14 protein-coding genes are annotated in these 16,200 nt (G+C 63.3%); all 14 read left to right on the top strand.

Annotation, left to right across the window (positions count from 1 at the left end; genetic code table 11):
* Window positions 1-18 precede the first annotated feature (18 nt).
* The 14 genes from ACSQ9A_RS38990 (at window position 19) to ACSQ9A_RS38925 (ending at window position 16,089) form a co-directional block, all read left to right on the top strand.
* Window positions 19-420 carry a hypothetical protein gene (locus ACSQ9A_RS38990; RefSeq protein ID WP_436308032.1) on the top strand — a complete coding sequence of 134 codons (402 nt, stop codon included), beginning with the start codon at window positions 19-21 and terminating at the stop codon, window positions 418-420.
* A gap of 3 nt (window positions 421-423) precedes the next feature.
* Complete coding sequence (locus ACSQ9A_RS38985; RefSeq protein WP_436308031.1) at window positions 424-1,005, top strand: hypothetical protein; 582 nt, start codon at window positions 424-426, stop codon at window positions 1,003-1,005.
* Window positions 990-1,487 (top strand): lytic transglycosylase domain-containing protein, encoded by a 498-nt coding sequence (locus tag ACSQ9A_RS38980; RefSeq protein ID WP_436308030.1) that lies wholly within the window; start codon window positions 990-992, stop codon window positions 1,485-1,487. Before ACSQ9A_RS38985 ends, ACSQ9A_RS38980 begins: the two co-directional genes overlap by 16 nt.
* A complete protein-coding gene (locus ACSQ9A_RS38975; protein ID WP_436308029.1) occupies window positions 1,379-3,007 on the top strand; it encodes a secretion/conjugation apparatus DotM-related subunit in 1,629 nt (542 codons plus the stop codon). The genes ACSQ9A_RS38980 and ACSQ9A_RS38975 overlap by 109 nt, the downstream gene beginning before the upstream one ends.
* Before the next feature lie 30 nt (window positions 3,008-3,037).
* Window positions 3,038-4,135 (top strand): thioredoxin fold domain-containing protein, encoded by a 1,098-nt coding sequence (locus ACSQ9A_RS38970; RefSeq protein ID WP_436308028.1) that lies wholly within the window; start codon window positions 3,038-3,040, stop codon window positions 4,133-4,135.
* A gap of 39 nt (window positions 4,136-4,174) precedes the next feature.
* A complete protein-coding gene (locus ACSQ9A_RS38965; protein ID WP_436298140.1) occupies window positions 4,175-4,927 on the top strand; it encodes a hypothetical protein in 753 nt (250 codons plus the stop codon).
* Window positions 4,928-4,998: 71 nt separating this feature from the next.
* A complete protein-coding gene (locus ACSQ9A_RS38960; RefSeq protein ID WP_436298141.1) occupies window positions 4,999-8,208 on the top strand; it encodes a TraM recognition domain-containing protein in 3,210 nt (1,069 codons plus the stop codon).
* Between the two features lie 179 nt (window positions 8,209-8,387).
* A complete protein-coding gene (locus ACSQ9A_RS38955; RefSeq protein WP_436298143.1) occupies window positions 8,388-9,548 on the top strand; it encodes a hypothetical protein in 1,161 nt (386 codons plus the stop codon).
* Window positions 9,517-10,551 (top strand): hypothetical protein, encoded by a 1,035-nt coding sequence (locus tag ACSQ9A_RS38950; RefSeq protein ID WP_436298144.1) that lies wholly within the window; start codon window positions 9,517-9,519, stop codon window positions 10,549-10,551. Before ACSQ9A_RS38955 ends, ACSQ9A_RS38950 begins: the two co-directional genes overlap by 32 nt.
* A gap of 11 nt (window positions 10,552-10,562) precedes the next feature.
* Complete coding sequence (locus ACSQ9A_RS38945; protein ID WP_436298145.1) at window positions 10,563-11,246, top strand: hypothetical protein; 684 nt, start codon at window positions 10,563-10,565, stop codon at window positions 11,244-11,246.
* A 15-nt stretch (window positions 11,247-11,261) separates the two neighbouring features.
* On the top strand, window positions 11,262-11,753 hold the full coding sequence (locus ACSQ9A_RS38940) for a hypothetical protein (protein WP_436298146.1): 492 nt from the start codon (window positions 11,262-11,264) through the stop codon (window positions 11,751-11,753).
* A 625-nt stretch (window positions 11,754-12,378) separates the two neighbouring features.
* Window positions 12,379-12,678 (top strand): hypothetical protein, encoded by a 300-nt coding sequence (locus tag ACSQ9A_RS38935; RefSeq protein WP_436298148.1) that lies wholly within the window; start codon window positions 12,379-12,381, stop codon window positions 12,676-12,678.
* Window positions 12,679-12,753: 75 nt separating this feature from the next.
* Window positions 12,754-13,101, top strand: coding sequence for a hypothetical protein (locus ACSQ9A_RS38930; RefSeq protein ID WP_436298150.1), 348 nt, complete (start codon window positions 12,754-12,756; stop codon window positions 13,099-13,101).
* 684 nt (window positions 13,102-13,785) lie between these two features.
* Window positions 13,786-16,089 (top strand): DotA/TraY family protein, encoded by a 2,304-nt coding sequence (locus tag ACSQ9A_RS38925; protein WP_436298151.1) that lies wholly within the window; start codon window positions 13,786-13,788, stop codon window positions 16,087-16,089.
* The last annotated feature ends 111 nt before the right edge of the window (window positions 16,090-16,200 follow it).

Below are 16,200 nucleotides of genomic sequence, written 5' to 3'. Positions count from 1 at the left end.
CATTCAACGATCACCAACATGCCCAAGGGCACCTTCGAGCGCGAACTCGCGAAGTTGGTGTTCGGCGACGACGTCACGCGACAGCGCGGTCCGATGACCGATGCGGAGCAGAAGGACTGCTCGGACAAGCTCTTGCGCTGGCTCAACGACACCCCGGTGCTCGTTGTTGCCCAACATGCGCGTTCCATCGATCGCCAATGGATCTCGAAGCTGCACGGTGCTCATCTTCGGGTGGTGGTGCAGTGGTTCGCAGAGAACGCGCCGACTGTCGTCCGCCTGATGCCGAAGGTGACCCGGTACACGGAAGCCATGGTGCGAGCTGTTGGCTACAACGCCCTGTACCAGCCCGGGCCGCTCCTGCGATTCCGCCTCGCGCTCGAGATGGACAACCAGAGCGGTGCGACCGCCACGAAGGGCTGAGGAATGGGCACACCTGTGAACGGCAAGATCAGCACCGAGCAGCCTCGCGGGCGGTTGCGCCGTGCTGCAAAAGTGGCCAACACGGTCCTGGTGCCCAAGGGCGTCGGCCTGGCGCTGGGGCAGTTCGGCAAGTCCAAGCAGAACCTCGGGGAGGCGCTGGAAGCGGCGCGCGAGACGCGTCGACGCTTGCTTGCCGATTCGAAGCTTCCCGTTAGTACGGTGATCCTCAAGGACGGGACGGAGCGTGCGCTGCCTGCCGATCCGGCGGAGCGCTTCGAGTTCCTCTACCAGGTGATGGACTGGAATCCGCAACACCACACGAGCCAGATCCGCGCCGCGCGCCGCGCCAAGTTCGGCTCGATCGTCATGACGGCACTCTCGTTCGCGCTGGTCTGTTTCATGATCTTCGTCGTGCCGATGTGGATCGCATTCATCCTGATCCCCACGAGCCTCACTGTCCTGGCCGTCGGTGCTGCCACCACCTTCCGATGGGCGCTGGTCGAGCACCAATACACGAAGCGCTCCCTGATCAACTTCAAGACGTTCCTCGTCCAGCCTGACTTCTTCCGATGGATTTTCTGCTGATCACCGTCATGGCCGGGTCGCTCGGGATGGGGCAGCCGGCCCAGACCAGCCAGGTCAAGGTTTCCTTGCCCGCGCAGCTGCCAGCAAACTGCGTCCAAGCGGCGGCTGATCGCTACAGCGTGCCGGCGATGCTGCTCCTGGCCATCGTGAAGTGGGAATCACGAGGCAAGCAGGCGGTGAACTGCAACAACGCTGGAGGTGGCTGCGATCTGGGAATCGCGCAGATCAACACGAAGTGGTGGGCGCCGCATCTGATGAAGAACTACGGCATCGTTCCGGAGCGCCTCCTGAATGACAACTGCCAGGCGCTGATGGCGCAGTCGTACATCCTGCGCAAGGAATCCCGCGCTGCACAGTGCAAGGGCGACCTCTGGTGCGCGGCTGCCCGGTACCACTCGCCAAACTCGGCCGAGCTTCAACAAAAGTACATCGCCAAGGTGTGGGACGCACACGTTGGCATCTTGCAGCGAGGGGCCTTCTGATGGCCAGAGGAAACAGTGCGAGCTCGAATGCCGCGAACGCGGAGAGCCAGGCCATTCAGATGGTGCTCGGCATGGGCCTTGTCGTCCTGATTCTGGGCGGCGCGCTCTGGTTCACGGGGTCCAATCGGATCGTCTACTACTGGTCTCCGGTTTTTAAGGCTTGCGGCTGGCTCTACAACCTGATCCCTGGTGGCGGGGAGGCGTGGGGACGCGTGAGCTACCTGTACGACGCATTCCGCGCGCGGCCGAAGGACGTGCCGTTGATCGAGTTCCTTCGATTCGCCGACCTGGCGCTTTCCCCGCTCGTCGTGCTGACTGCGGTCGTCATGGCCGGCGCAGTCGCCTGGACCTTCACGCGCAGTGCGAACAAGCTCGCGCGCAGGCCCGCCCCGGAGACACTGACCCAGATCCTCTCGCGGCGCTTCTCGGGCGTTGTTCCGGTGATGCACCTGGGGTCGCAGCTGATCATGGACAAGCTCCCCAAGTGGCGGCGCCAGGTGTGGCCTGAAGAGGTCCTCATGAAGGAGAAGATCAATGGAAAGCCGATGTTGACGGACAACAAGGTCAACCTCGACCAGGTCCGCCTGTACTTCCAGGGCGAGCCCAAGCTGATCAAGGGCACGAACCGACTCAAGAGCCACATGCTCGGTATCCAGCTCGTCTCGATCCTCCACGATCGGGGCAAGAAGGTGGTCTATCCGGATCGCATGAGCCCGGCCGGCAAGGTGATGTACGCGCTGCTGGTCGCGCACGCCTTCGGCGGGAAAGAAGGCAAAAAGGACTACGAGCGCGCGATGAACGAGCTCAACTACTCGTGCATGAACCACGCGCAGGGCCTGCCCAACCTGAAGGTCGCACAGTGGATCTTCGACAAGTATCGGTTGCATGAGCGGGCCGCCAACCTCTTCGCTGTTCACCACTGGGAGTACACCTACCTGTACGCGCTGTTCTTCATGGCAAAGCGGCAGGGCAAGGTCACTCACCGTCAATGGATCTGGCTCAAGCCCCAGGACCGCATCCTGTTCTACGTGCTGAACACGGTCCTGCGGAAGGTGCCCCATACGGAATCTGCTGCGGTGTGGTGCCAGTTCGATTTCGAGCGCAAGGCGGCGAAGGCTGGCCTTGTACCGGTGAGCCCCCAGGGCCACCCGCAGATCGTCGTGCAGCCGGCCGAGGAGGCGATGGTTGAAGCGTGGAACCACCACGTCAACGGGACGGACGACGACGAAGACCAGTGGTGGGCTGACGGGCAGATCTGGCTCCGCGCGAACAACGTGAAGCTACAGGCTCCACCGCTGCCGCCGGCGGAAGCGCTACACGTCGCCAACGCGGACACCCGCTTCGACGACGAGGCCCGCGGCGAACGCGAGGAGTCGTCTCGCCGATTCAACAGCAAGGCCCGCGATGGCGCCCAGTCCCTGATGGGCACCGGCGAATCCATGGCGGACTTCGCCGCGTTGGCAGCCGCGGCTGGCGGAGCAGGCCGCGGTGCCTTCGGCACTGGTGCAAGCGACTTTTGACCAACTCAGCCCCCCTTTCGAGAAGAACCCATGCAATCGCGACTCATGACCAGTCACCAGACCCATTCGTCGGCAGTGCCGTCGGCCCCAATCCTGGACCTCGCGGGCGCTGGCGCCTTCAATTTGACATACGGTGACGAGCCGTTGCCTTTGGAGCGACCGGCTGCGATTGCAGCCCTCATGGTTGCCATCCGCGGCGTGGACGTTTGGAGGATCGTTTGGCTTGGCCCCGAATCGTCGCTTGTGCTGTACCAGGGCGAGAAGGAGATCTGGCGCGCTGAGATGAACGTCAACGCGGAACTGGCTTCCCTGAAGCTGACCGCGCCGTTCAAGGTGGTGGCCGGGCAGTTCCGCGATCACAACGAGCGGAGCGCACTTCACATCTACAGGGCGTGGCCAAGCGTCGCCGCTCGACTGGTTCGCGGTCTCAAGGCAAGGGTCTCCAGCCCGGCCGCAGTTGGCCGCTCCCTTCTCGTACTGGGGCGCTGGTTCCTGATGCTCATGGGCTTCGTGCTGTGCTCGACGATGTTGGCGCAGTGCATGGGCAGAGACACTGCAGCAGGCCCGGCGAAGAGTGCGCAATCTGCGGCCGCGGGAGCTGTGCCTCCTGAGCTGCGCGACCGGACCCTCGGTGAAACGTTGTCTCCCACCGAGATGCAGGTGGTGGCGAATACGACGCGCGAAATGGGCATCCAGATGCGCCCGTCGGGGCAGCCGTTCGTGATCTTCAGCGATCCGAACTGCCCGTCGTGCAAGGACCTCGAGGCGAAGCTGTCGCAGGTGGACCCGCGCTTCGTTCCGGTGATCGTGCCCGTGTCGTTCAAGCCCGGCTCGGAAGATCTGGTCAAACGCGTGCTGTGCGCCAAGGACACTGTCTCGGCCTGGTCTGCCGCCATCGGCGCCTACGAACCCTCGGGCGACGCCGCGAGTGACGGCAGCTGCGCGGGTGCTGCGGACAAGATGGTGAAGGCGAACGCCGCCTTCGTCGCACTGAACTTTTCGGGCACGCCGACCCTCGTGTCGGCCACAGGCAAGGTCGTGGCCGGTTCTGGCTCGCTCGACGACATCAACAAGTGGCTGGTGGCCAACGGCGGCTTGAGGGCCGACGCTCCCCCGGCGGCTCGCTGAAGCAACGCGCCCCAACTTCCCTCGCCTGTGGACCTTCGCATGTCAGCAAACCCCTTCAGCGGCTTTCTCGCGCGCATGCGCGGCTTGGTGAATCGCTCGCCCGCACCGGAGCCCGCTCAGGGCGATGTGCCATCAGAGCTGTCGCCGGAGGTGGCTGATTGCGTGACCGCATTCGACGACGGCCTGCGCGCTGCGGCCAAGGCCTGGGCGAGCGGCGCTTTGCTTCCGAAGGTCAACCCACGTCGGGTCGAGCGCGTCCTCGAGGCGTTGGAGTCGCGCGAGACGCTTTCGATCGCGTCGCTGATCGTGGAGATCGCCGCGCCTGACAACGCGGTGTCTGCCGTCGCTGTTCACACGTCCACGAACAACGTCATGCGCGAGCAGTTCGTGCGCGGGGTGATGGGTGCTGTCATGGCGGCGATCGTGGACGTCGAGAAGGCTCACCAGGCTGGAACACTCCAGGCCGGCGCGCTGCTCGAGCGCACCCGCAACTGGATCGCCCATCCGCTCCACCGTCAGAAACCAGGTTCTGGTACGGCGGATGCGAAAGAACTGGAGGACGCGAACGACGTTCTCTGCAGCATCGCAGCTGACATCCTCAAGGGGAGCGACGAGCAAGTAGCTGCCATGGTTCGGGTGGGCATGGTCGGGCCGCTGGGGGTTGCGCTGCAGATCACGCAGAAGCTCCAGGAAACGCCGCCCTCGGTGCTCGGCCTGCAAGTGGCGGGGTTTGAGTTCGCCTCGAGCACCGCCGACCCCGAGGATCCCGGCAAGGCCGGCGCCGCGGTGTAGCCGCCGCGTTGCTGCGACAGACGCCTCCTCTTCACCTTCACGTCCAGCGCGCGCGCTGAATCGGACCGCACATGGCTCTCATCGAACAGCACCAGGAAGTAAAGCTCTCACGCAACATTGCGGACGTCCGCTCGTGGGGCGAGAAGTACGCTGAGAAGCTTTCCAAGCCCTCGTTCCTGGCGGTCAATGTCGGATTCCTCCTTCTGGCGATGATCGCTCTCAAGCCTCTCTGGATCATCTGGGTGGTGGCTTTTCTTTTCCTCTTCTTCACGCACCTGAGCTATCGCGTGATCCTGCCGCTGCGGTACCCGCCGGACGGCCAGGACGAGAAGGGCAAGGAGGGCGACGGGATCATGTACGTCGGGCATGTGCGGTCGACCAACCCATACGAGAACTTCCGCGAGGTGTGGATGGCGGACTCGGACCTGCGCACCCACTTCTTGATCCTGGGCTCAACCGGTTCGGGGAAGTCCGAGACCCTCAAGGGCATGTTCTACAACGCCCTCTGCTGGGGCTCTGGCTTCTTCCTGGCCGACGGCAAGGCCGATAACAAGATGCCGCTGGACCTCATGGCCATGTGCCGCATGCTGGGTGCTGACGATGACTTTCTCGCGCTCAACTTCCTGATCGGCGGCAGCTCGCCGGAGAAGATCCGCGCGTCGCGGCGCCGGCGGACGAACATGATCAACACGTTCTCGGACTCGGACGCGGACACGCAGATCCAGATGGGTGCCAACCTGCTGCCGAAGGCGGAAGGGGATGGCAAGAGCTGGCAGGAGAAGGCGCTGAACTTCTGGCGGTCCCTGGTGGCTGCCCTCTGCTACAAGCGCGACACCCAAGGCTTCGAGATCTCCGTCGGCACCTACATCGACTACATGGGCTTGCCCAAGGTCGAGGAGCTTTACGCGGAAGGCTACAAGGAATACATCGCCAAAGGCGAGTGGTCCTACGGCTTCGTTGGCATCAAGAGCTACTGCGAGTCAGGCGGCTGCCCGGGCTTCATGGTCGATCGCGTGATTGCCAAGTACAACCTGCCGCCCGATCCGAACTCGGCAAGCCGCACCGGTCTCCCGAGTGATCGTGGCGTGGGGGGGCGTGGAGCGCCGACGGCGGCGGCCGGCAAGCCTGCCCAGAAGACCGAGCAGGACCAGGCGACCTACGACCAGCACGGCTACCGCATCGGCCAGCTCATGCCGGCGCTCAACCTGCTGGACAAGACCTACGGCCACATCTTCCGCGCGAAGTACTCCGAGATCGACATGGTCGACGTGGCGCTGAACAACCGCGTGCTGGTGATGATGATCCCGTCGCTGGAGAAGTCGGCCTCCGAAGCCGAGAACCTGGGCAAGCTCGCGATCGCGTGTCTGCGGGTGATGATGGGACGTAACCTCGGCGCCGATATCGAAGGTGACCGGTCCCTGGTGCTCGACTCGAAGGCCACCGAGGCGAACTACCCGTACCTGGTCGCACTGGACGAGCTGGGCTACTACTTCTCGGACGGCATCGCGGTGATGTTTGCGCAGGCCCGTTCGCTCGGCATGTCGATGATCGCTGCGGCCCAGGACATCGAGAAGCTCACCGAAGGCAGCAGGGCGGCGGAAGCCGGCGCGATGCTGGCCAACGCAGTGGCCAAGTACTTCATGCGGATCGACGATGCGCAGAAGACCCAGAAGCTCATCTCCGACTACGTGGGCAAAGCGCGCGTGGCCGTTTACAACCAGTACGAGCTCAACGCCGGCGGATTCCGACGCGACAAGGCTGTGTCGGTCGAGACCGTCGAGCGCGTGACGATCGACGACATGCAGAGCATGAAGACCGGGCAGGGCCTGATCAACACGCGGGGCAAGTCCTTCGGTATCGCCGGCTTCTATGTGGGCGACTACCTCGACAAGTACAAGATGAAGACGTTCCGGCTGAACCGGTTCCTTCAGGTGCGCCCCGTTTCGATGGCGGAGGTCGAGGCAAATGCAATCAAGGCGGACGCGCTAGACGACAAGGTATCGCGCGGGTTGAAGCTCATCGACATCCTGACCTACAAGACGAGCCCCAACCTGCAGGTCGAAGACGACATGTTGATCGGCCGGGTGTCCATGGTGGCCCAGGGCCTGCCTGCGAGCATCACTGGCGCTGAGCGCGGCGCTGCACTGTACGTCGCCGCTCGCAGGGCCGCAGAGGACCTGGGCATCATCGTCGGCGGAGCAGCAGGTGCTGGCGGCTCGCTCGGCGGCGGCGACCGCCCCCTTACGGACGCGGGCGTCGGCAACACCGCTCAGCCAGGCGCCGGCCTGCCCGGCGGCCAGGCGGCGGCATCCGGTGATCCTGAGGAGAGCGTCGGCCTTCCGTCTTCGGGCGAATTCGCATCGTTCAGCCGGCCGGCCGGGGCGCCAGCAGCGCCGCCGGCCTCGGCCGACAGCGCCGCGCCGCCGCCCGCGGGGCCCCCGGCGCCACCGGCGGCCGCTGCCGAGGTGAATGACGACCCCTTCTCCTACCTGGACGATGCGATCTTCGAACGCAGGCCGGTGGAGGAGGTAGCTTCGCCAGTTCGCCGCCCGCCGCCCGCGGTGCCCGCCTTCCCGGTTGCGCCTGCGAAGGCCGCTGCACCTGTGGCCGCGTCAGCACCGGTTCGTCCGCAGCCCGTGGGCCTCGATGTCGACGCATTCATCGACGGCGCCATGGAGCCTTCGGGAGCCGTGCCGCCAGTGCCCGAGCCGCAATCAACGCCGGTCGATCCTTTGGCCCTCTTCGCGGAGCTCGACGGACAGACCTCCTCCGTCGCGCCGACGCCGCGCCCGACCAACGCTGAGCAGCGGGTGTCGGCTGGCGACATCTTTGCCCCGGACATTTTGTCGTCAGCCGTGAAGGCAACGATCGTGGCGATGTTGTCCACGGGGAAGGTCGTGCACGAACAAAACCATGGCGCTGGTAGCGGAAAATCGCCCCATCCCACGCATAATGGCGCCGCCGGCGAAGGAGCACCTCCGAAGGTCCCAGCCTCAGCTACCCTGGGGCAGAATCAAGGTTGGGTCTCCAACGCCTTGGCGGGCGCGGAGACGACGCTCAAGAAGGTGGGGCCCGATGCGATCGGGTTCGACGATCGCACTCGTAACCTTGTGGTTTCGGTCGAGGCGGCACTTGGCGGGCCAGACCCCGTCGCCGCAGCGCAGATCACCGAGCGTATTGTTGCCGCGCAGGTGACGCCGGTCGAGGAGGACGAGCTGCCGACCGATGGCAAGGATCAGAGCGTCGATGAGTTCCTGGCCAGTCTGGGTGACGGCATGTAGGCATGGCTTGATTCGTGCTGTAAGTTCTGTCGCTTCCTGGCGATACGACAGAAATCCCTAGTTGATAAAATCTGGCGTAGTGCATATATTCGTTTGTGCAGCACTTATTTCGTGGAAAATTGGAGGGAGCCGCGTTGGATTTCTGATGCGGTCTTTGGAATGACAATAATCCACGCGCCATGACCGCACTGAAAACCGCTTCGAATCTGTCCTTCGCAAAGAGCGCCGTGGCCGCAGCCGCTGGCGGCCAGGCGCACGCTGGCGACCCGGAGCTGGCGCACGGCCTGCAGCCCAAAAACTCAATCTCGCTCGAGGATGCCGCGCGCCTCATTCGGGAGACGGCGGAGAAGCTCTGGCGCGGTTCAACCGCTTCAGTGCAGTCGCTGATCGACATGCTGCTGAACTTCTTCAGGTGGATTACGCGCCCGTTTCGGGTTGGCCTTTCCGGAAATGCGCCTGCGGACGGCACCACACATTCAGATTCGAATGGTCCGAAGTCAGCAGTTCTCGATCGCAACAACGTGATGTCGCCGGCCCACGGATCGCCTATCGAGCCTGTGGACGCATCCGGCAGTGGTCTTGACGACGACGACAGGGTGCCCTCGTCACCTGAAGAAGGCGGCCCCTCGCCGGTGAAGCTGAAAGGGCCTTTTGGCTTCCCGAAGTCCTACGTCGGCCCGAAGACGGATGGTGGCCAGCTCCCGCTGGACGCCGACACCGTCCGGAGCGTGATGCAGGACGTCTCCAACGAGTTTCCGGACCCTGAGGATATGGATCTTCACGAGGCGCCTACTACGATGGCGGTTTCCCTCCTCAAGAACCTCGTCTCCAAGGTGGCCGAGTCCGAAGCAAAAGCACGCGTCATTGACGAACAGATTCAGACCCAGCTGGTCGCGTTGGCTGCGGTGGGTGACAAGCCCGCCGATCAGCTGCTCGACCAGGTCCTTGCAAGTCCCGATGCGGGCGGTTTGCCGGGCGCCGAGATTCGCCGACTCCATGTGGAGCGCGGCGCCCTCGCGCTGAATGCCGCCGCGCTGCGAGGAGAAATCGAGAACTCTCTCCTGCACCTCAAGCAGCAAGGCATGGACGTCGCCAGCATCGCCGCTCGCGCGCAGGTTGTTGACGCATTGCCCGACTGGCCTGCCAGGCTTGATCGCGTGGCGACGGCGGAACCCCCAGCGCCGACTGCGGCCGAGCGCCATGCACTTGCCATCGAGGTTGAGCCCGATTCCGGCATTGACCTACCGAGCCCCTCGCCGGAGCGCATCGCCCGACTGAAGGCCGCACTGATTTCAAAGAATTCGAACGATGAGCATGAACAAGACCGCCCTCGCGGCTAAAAAGGCCCCCGCCAAGTCCGCTGTGAAGCCTCGGGCAAAGGCGGCGGTCAAGAAATCCCGGGGCGCTCCAGCGAAGAAGGGCCTCCGGAAGCCTCGTACCCTGTCCGAGATGAAGTTGCTCGCTCGCACACAAGCGCGCGAGCAACGGGAACAGGAAAGGGCGCAGCAGCGCGCCGAGCGACTCCGCGAGCAGGAAGAAGAGCGCGCGGCTCGAAATCTGGAGCGAGCGGAGAAGAAGAAGGCTCGCGAAGCCGCGAGGGATGCCGAGCGCCAGGCCAAGAAGGAAGCCAAGGCCCAGGCGAAAGCATTGCGCGGTCGACCAAAGCGGCCGGGCCTTCCCACGATCAAGAAAGACATGGAGATCGATCATTCCGAGCTCCTGAAGCCGTGGACGGATCGGCCTTTCACCGGGCGCGACCTGGACATCCTGGGCAAGCGCTTCGGCCTGAACGCCGCGGAGTTCGCGTCTGCGCTTGGCCTGCAGAACCGCTTCGCATTCACCGTGCTACTGCGCTCCTCGAAGGTCGTGCCCTTTGACGTCGAGCTGCTCGCCCGGCTGTATGAGATCAGCCCCTCGCCGGCGCCGTGGCGCCCGTACACCGCGGACGAGGTCTTCAAGACGTTGTACGAGCCGTTGATCAAGAAGTTCGGCACGAGCGAGACCGATCGTGCCTTTGCGGAAACGCACTACTCGGTCCGCTTCACCGCCGCGCTTGATCGCTCTTCGTCTACCGCCTACCGCTGGATGGACAAGACCGAAGGAGGTTCGCGCATGGTGGTGGCCCTCCTGTTGCGAAAGGTGATGTCGATGCCGCACCCGAGAGAAACCCTCGAGCGCGTGTCCGCGATCGTTCACCAGGTTCGCGGCGGCGATTTCGAGAAGCGCGCTCCCGTGCCTGTGCCAGGCATGCAGCACAACCGTCGCGGCCGCGTTCCTGGCGCGTCGCGCACGGCCGCTCGTGGAGCTGCAATGCCACAAGTAATCCGTCCCTTGACACTCTGATCTGCGCCGAAATGAAGCATCCATTTGTCCTCCCGTCGAAGATGGAGAAGCGCATCGGGCGCGCGCAAGGCGCGACCTTCTTCCGGTCCTTCTATCTGGCTGACCAGCGTCCGACTGTTGTCGACTACCGTGATACGTTGGTGCACATCGAAGGCACCAACCCGAAGGAGCTGCCCGACGAGTTCTCCTGGGGAATTCACGGGACGCGATCGATTGCCGATGCGAGCATCTATTTCTCCAAGGCCTCGATCGACGAGGGCAAGCTCCTGTACGAGCTGGACCTTTGGATGTTCTTCGACAACCTGAAGGAGTCCACGACCTCCGTGACCGAGGAACTCGTTCGTAGCTCGGGAATTCTTTCGTCGGGCCGCATGCGCGCTGACTACGAAAAGGAAGTGAAGGACATCGTGCTCTCGTACCTGGAAGGTCGCGTGACTTCGAAGGAGTACAAGGCGGCGACAGAGCTGAGCCTGGAGTGGCTACTCATGAAGTACCCGTCCGCGGTGTGGCGGTTCATGCGCGAGCGCCCCTATGTCAAGGCCTTCGTCCACTATGCGATGGTTCGGGTTGCGCCAAAGACGAACAAGCGGGAGGCGGTGGTTGCGAAGCTGAACGTCATCACCTTCCGTCCCGACCCCAAGAAAATCGTCGAAGCTGCTGTGCGGCAAGACAATGAGATCAAAATCACGTTTTAGGCTGCGAGAGAGATGATGCTGGACTTCGCCATGATGAGCGCCGACGAGGCGCTGGGACAGACCTTGGTGCTGGCCGCCAAGGCCAAGGAGGTGCGTCGGCTGGGCGCGCCGCCCGCGCGCGAAATCTCGCTGTCGAACGAAGATCTCGAGCGGCTTCGCGACTGTCTCCTCGCGCACGTGGAAAACATGGGCCGAGTGGAGCTCTCCTCGCCATCGATGATCGACGTCTACCTCAACACCGCGGCGCGCGCCTTGATCGAAGAGGCGCAGGCCGCAGGTGTCTGCAGTTCGCCCGGCGCGCACTGGATCATGCGGCTGGGCGACGTATGCATGGCGCTGTTTGCCGACGAGGCGCGTCTCCCGTCTGTCGGCGCCGACTTCCTGGTTGCACTGGCCCATGAGCAGGCGATTCGATCGGCGCAAAAGGCTGGCCAGCCGTTCAACAGCCAGGCGCTTGCAGCGTACGAGGCTCGCGCCAGCGCGAATCAGGGCGAGCGGATCGCCTGATCTCCCCACGCCGCCTACCTCCTGCATTCAATGTCTGGTCAGCGGCGCGGGTGGCGGATCGTCGACTGACGCGTACACCTCCGTGAAGGCGTAGACGGCGCAAGGGTTGCATGCGCAGGGCGCGGCAGCGCCTCCGCAATCGCACCCGCCATCGGACACAAGCGCGGATGGCCGGCCTGGGTGTTCTTCGCAGACCCACCCCGACCCCCGACATCTGCCGCACTTGATGCGCAGTTGGTGCTGGCCGTCAACAGTCTTCTCGTCTGGCATGGTGGTGTCCCCCTGGTCTGACAGGGCAATGGGTGCTTATGCTTTATAACGTTCTCGGCCTTCGTCTGAGCGAAGCGTCGGCTACGAGGACGAACGAAACGCATGAGACGTCAGTCCTTCTTCACCGCCGCGTCGGCTGTCGAATGACTGGAATTTGACCCCATACTGTGACCTTTGAACAGCTGCACCTCGCGGGGCAGGACCTATCAGAATACGAACTGGGCGAGCTCATGCTCGTCTACGACGAGGTCGCCTTCTTGGCATCCTGGATCCGGTCGAAGTGACCTCGGATGGGTCGGAAGTTCGCATCAGTCGCTTTCGACCATCGCCTTCATTCGGGAGGCTCAATCGCATCTTGGGTCCCCTCCTGCTGGTCGAAGTCACGATGTTCCTGACGTCACGATTTCCGCGAACCGAACTGCTCAGGAGCATCGGTGCCACTAATGTGCATGCGCGACCGAAGCCCGACGTGAGCATGCCAGGCAACTTCGTCGTGCAAGGTGTATGGGCGTACACGGAACACAATCTCGGCGCGCTGCGGGGCGCAGTGGCCACGCAGCGCGCGCTCTATCGTGAGCGGCTCGACCGCATCAAGGAGGAGGAGGGTCCCATGCGCTTGCTGCGCCGCCTGAAGCAATGGTGGACGCAGTGGTGAGTCTGGGCTGGGCTCTCCCGAAAACGACAGCCCCCGCGGTTGTGTTGCACCTCGCTCACTGTTCAAATGGCTCGGATGGATGAAACAGTCTTTACGGGCGACGCGCCGACAAGCGAGGCCGGCAAGGAGATCCGCTTTCCGAGCAGCGATATATGGGTCGCCCTGCACGAATGCATCACATCCGACGTGTACCCCGACCTTCCCTTCTATCCGCTCATCGACGCGAGGGATGCAGAGATCTTGGCCACCGCCATCCATGGCGCGCTGGCTGACGGCACTTGCGAGCGGCACTTTGAGGAACAGGCGCTCTTGGATGCCGTGGGCACGCCGAAAGAGGAGAAGCTCGCCGCGGAGAAGCACCTCGCTTGGATGAAGCGTTTTGCGGCCTTCCTTGAAGGCTGCGGCGGCTGCCGGCCGGGCTGATCCCTTGCCTTAGAGGCGCTCGACTTGGGGAGGCTCGACCAGCTCATCGGTGGCCGAGGGCGGCGTCCGCAGTAGGAAGGCAAGTGAAACAACGAGAGCGCAGAACAACACAAAGGCTGTGACCCAGAGCCGATTGATGATCTTCCACAGCCTGGCGTTCTCTCTCAGAAGGTGGACGCGCTCTGACAGATGCGCTGCGATCTCAGCTTGCCGATAGCTCGATGAGGACTCGACCGGGGTGTGTCGACGGTGGAAGGCTTCATAGGCGGTACTCGAGTTGCTGCGGACGAAAGAATGCCACAGGCGGAGGACCTGCGCCTCCGGGTACCCAACCGTTGGCTGTTGCGCGGCCCCAGCACCGAGTTCTAAAAATCCGGTCTCTTCGTAAAACCCACTGATACCATCGGCAAGAGCCCGTTCGTCCGTGACAGTAGTGCTGTACGGATTAAAACGGCAGGCAATCGACGTCCGAGGTAGATCACCAGTCGCGCCGAAGATGCCGAATCCCGACGTGAGTCGGCAAGAACAACGGTTGAGTCAGGATCCTCTATGCGTTTCGCCCACGCTGCCATCCCAGTATCTGCAGGTCCGAAATCAAGCCGGGCCGGCCGGATGATGCACCGGCGCGTTCGATCGCGATCGGTGGCGCAAGTCCTCGGAGGGTTTCTCGCGGTCCTGGGCTCCATGCTCTTCGCCGGCATCGCCGCGGCGCAGAGTAGCGGTACCGGCCAGCTGACTCAGCCTTACTTGGACGCGACCAAATCGTCGGACATGTCGACGCAGGCATTCACGGCGCTCCTGGGCACCTTCTTCACGAACCCCTTCGCGGCGATCGGTAGCGCGTCGACGCTGTTGGGATCCATGTTCCTGGTGTTCAACACGTTCATCCTGGTGGCGGGCACCATCTGGGCTACCTACGGAATCGGCGTGGCGATCGTCCAGACGGCTCACGAGGGCCAGCTGATGGGCAAAAAACTCTCCCAGGTGTGGCTGCCGATCCGGATGGTGACGGGCGTGGCCAGCCTGATTCCCGCCTTCGGCGGCTTCTCGCTCTCCCAGGCTGTCCTGGTGTTCGCGACCACGCTCGGAATTGGCGCTGCCAATCTTGGCTTCGATGCCATGGTGAACGGTACCAACAACATGACGACGCTCGTGTCGCCGTCGTTCGTCAGTCCCAAGGCTCAGGGCGGCGCATCGTTGGAAGAAGCTGCGTTCGCCGTTTTCCGCGCGCGCATCTGCATGAACGCCCAGAACGACTACGCGGCCGCCCAGGAGGCGAACGGGCTGGATATGACGGCTGAGCGAGTGACCGCGACCACACCGGGCGGGATCACGGGTGTCCAGTATGGCAAGCCCGATGCGCGCGACTTCTGCGGTGGCGTCAAGGTGACCGCCACAGTCAGTGACGGCAGCCGCTCGGGGAGTTCCGCGGTCGGCTACCGTGTTGCCTCGGTCGACTACGACGGAATCGCGCAGGCGATGCAGGCGCGGGCGACAGGGAACTTTGGCAACTACGTGAACCAGATCGCGACGCTGGCAGATCAGTGGTATCGCGACTACAAGACATATCAGACCACCGGTGGCGCGCGGCCTGTGGTGCCCGTCCTTCAACTGGAAGGCATCGCGACGACCTACTACACCGCGATCCAGCCTCAAGCAGGGGAAGCACAGCAGGGAGCCAAAGCACTCTCTTCCCAGGCGGTTGAGTCAATGAAGAAGTTCGGTTGGTTCGGCGCCGGCGCCTGGTACGCGACCCTTGCCGAGGTCAATGCTGCAGTTGCTCAGGCAGCTCAGTCGGTGAGCTTCGCGCCGATCCCCATGGGCATGAAGAACACCGACGGGGGATTTAACACGGCGCTGGAAGCCGTTCTCACGGGGCTCAACACGTCGAGCGCCGCGGCGTCATCCGATGCGTCCAACGCAAACTCTGCCGCCGGCGAGTCGTCCTGGCAGGGGCTGTGCCGGATTGTCGCTGGCGCTATCACGCCGCCCGGCTATCGCCCGACCGGCAACTGCAGCCTGGGGCAGACCTTCGCCATGGATCTGATCGATATGTCCACCGCGGGTGCTGGTGGCGCGACGTCGACGGCAAATGGCGGCATGAGCACCAACGGCGAGCTTCGGATGATCGATCCGATCATTGCCATGAAGAACATAGGGGACTACCTGATGGTCGCAGCCGAGTCCCTCTTCACCGTGTACTCGTACGTCAACGAGCTCACGGACAGCAGCACCGGCACCAACATCATCTCCAGCACGGTGATGAAGATCGGCGGGAGCACCATCGGCAAGGTCCTCGCCCCCCTCAAGGCGCTTGGTCCGCTGCTGCCCGCGATCGTGGGTGGCCTCTTCATCGTCGGCATGATCATGAGCCTGTGGATCCCGATGATTCCGTTCGTAAACTGGTGGGGCGGCCTGGTCCAATATCTGACGATCTTCTTCGAAGGCGTCGCAGCGGGCCCGATCTGGGCCTTCGTGCACTTGGATGCCAACGGGGAGGGGATGGGCCAGCGGACGGAGACCGGCTACTTGTTCATCATCAATATGCTCTTTCGCCCGTTCCTAATGCTGCTAGGGTTCGTCGCCGCGGCCGCGCTCATCATGGTCATGGGCAGCTTCCTTTTCTGGTTGTATCCCTCAGTGATGTCGAATGTGCAGGGCAACTCGATCACGGGCATTTTCTCGGTCATCGGGTTTCTGTTCATCTTCTGGATCCTGATGCATACGCTAGTTACCACCCTGAGCAACTTGTCGGTGATGTTGCCCGACCAGGCCTTGGCCTGGGCCGGCAAGGCGATCGGGGCGCAGCTCGGACGCGAGGCGGAACAGAACACCCGCGGCCAGTTCATGGCGTTCGGTCGGTTCGGGCAAAACGGTATGTCTGGTGCGATGGGGCCGAAGCGGGGAGCTGCGGCGGACGGCCCTCAGCTGCCACAGGTGGGATCAGTCGGTAAGAAACCACGAAGGCCGAAGCCGGAGCAGGAGTAGTTCATCCGAGGCGGTCTAGATGAACCTAGCGCGGAAACTGTTGCTTTCGGCATACTGACAAGTAATTGCTCTGAGCACCCGGTTCGGGGCGGCTACGCTTACAAGATAGAA

This window comes from Variovorax sp. LjRoot290, from assembly GCF_964253985.1.
GTDB lineage: Bacteria > Pseudomonadota > Gammaproteobacteria > Burkholderiales > Burkholderiaceae_C > Variovorax.
This window is presented reverse-complemented; position numbering and strand designations above follow the sequence as displayed.

Coding starts and splice junctions, on each gene's coding strand:
- ACSQ9A_RS38965 (WP_436298140.1), top strand. CDS start 4,175: ATGTCAGCAAACCCCTTCAGCGGCTTTCTCGCGCGCATGCGCGGCTTG.
- ACSQ9A_RS38980 (WP_436308030.1), top strand. CDS start 990: ATGGATTTTCTGCTGATCACCGTCATGGCCGGGTCGCTCGGGATGGGG.
- ACSQ9A_RS38985 (WP_436308031.1), top strand. CDS start 424: ATGGGCACACCTGTGAACGGCAAGATCAGCACCGAGCAGCCTCGCGGG.
- ACSQ9A_RS38990 (WP_436308032.1), top strand. CDS start 19: ATGCCCAAGGGCACCTTCGAGCGCGAACTCGCGAAGTTGGTGTTCGGC.
- ACSQ9A_RS38945 (WP_436298145.1), top strand. CDS start 10,563: ATGAAGCATCCATTTGTCCTCCCGTCGAAGATGGAGAAGCGCATCGGG.
- ACSQ9A_RS38970 (WP_436308028.1), top strand. CDS start 3,038: ATGCAATCGCGACTCATGACCAGTCACCAGACCCATTCGTCGGCAGTG.
- ACSQ9A_RS38930 (WP_436298150.1), top strand. CDS start 12,754: ATGGATGAAACAGTCTTTACGGGCGACGCGCCGACAAGCGAGGCCGGC.
- ACSQ9A_RS38940 (WP_436298146.1), top strand. CDS start 11,262: ATGCTGGACTTCGCCATGATGAGCGCCGACGAGGCGCTGGGACAGACC.
- ACSQ9A_RS38955 (WP_436298143.1), top strand. CDS start 8,388: ATGACCGCACTGAAAACCGCTTCGAATCTGTCCTTCGCAAAGAGCGCC.
- ACSQ9A_RS38950 (WP_436298144.1), top strand. CDS start 9,517: ATGAGCATGAACAAGACCGCCCTCGCGGCTAAAAAGGCCCCCGCCAAG.
- ACSQ9A_RS38960 (WP_436298141.1), top strand. CDS start 4,999: ATGGCTCTCATCGAACAGCACCAGGAAGTAAAGCTCTCACGCAACATT.
- ACSQ9A_RS38925 (WP_436298151.1), top strand. CDS start 13,786: ATGCTCTTCGCCGGCATCGCCGCGGCGCAGAGTAGCGGTACCGGCCAG.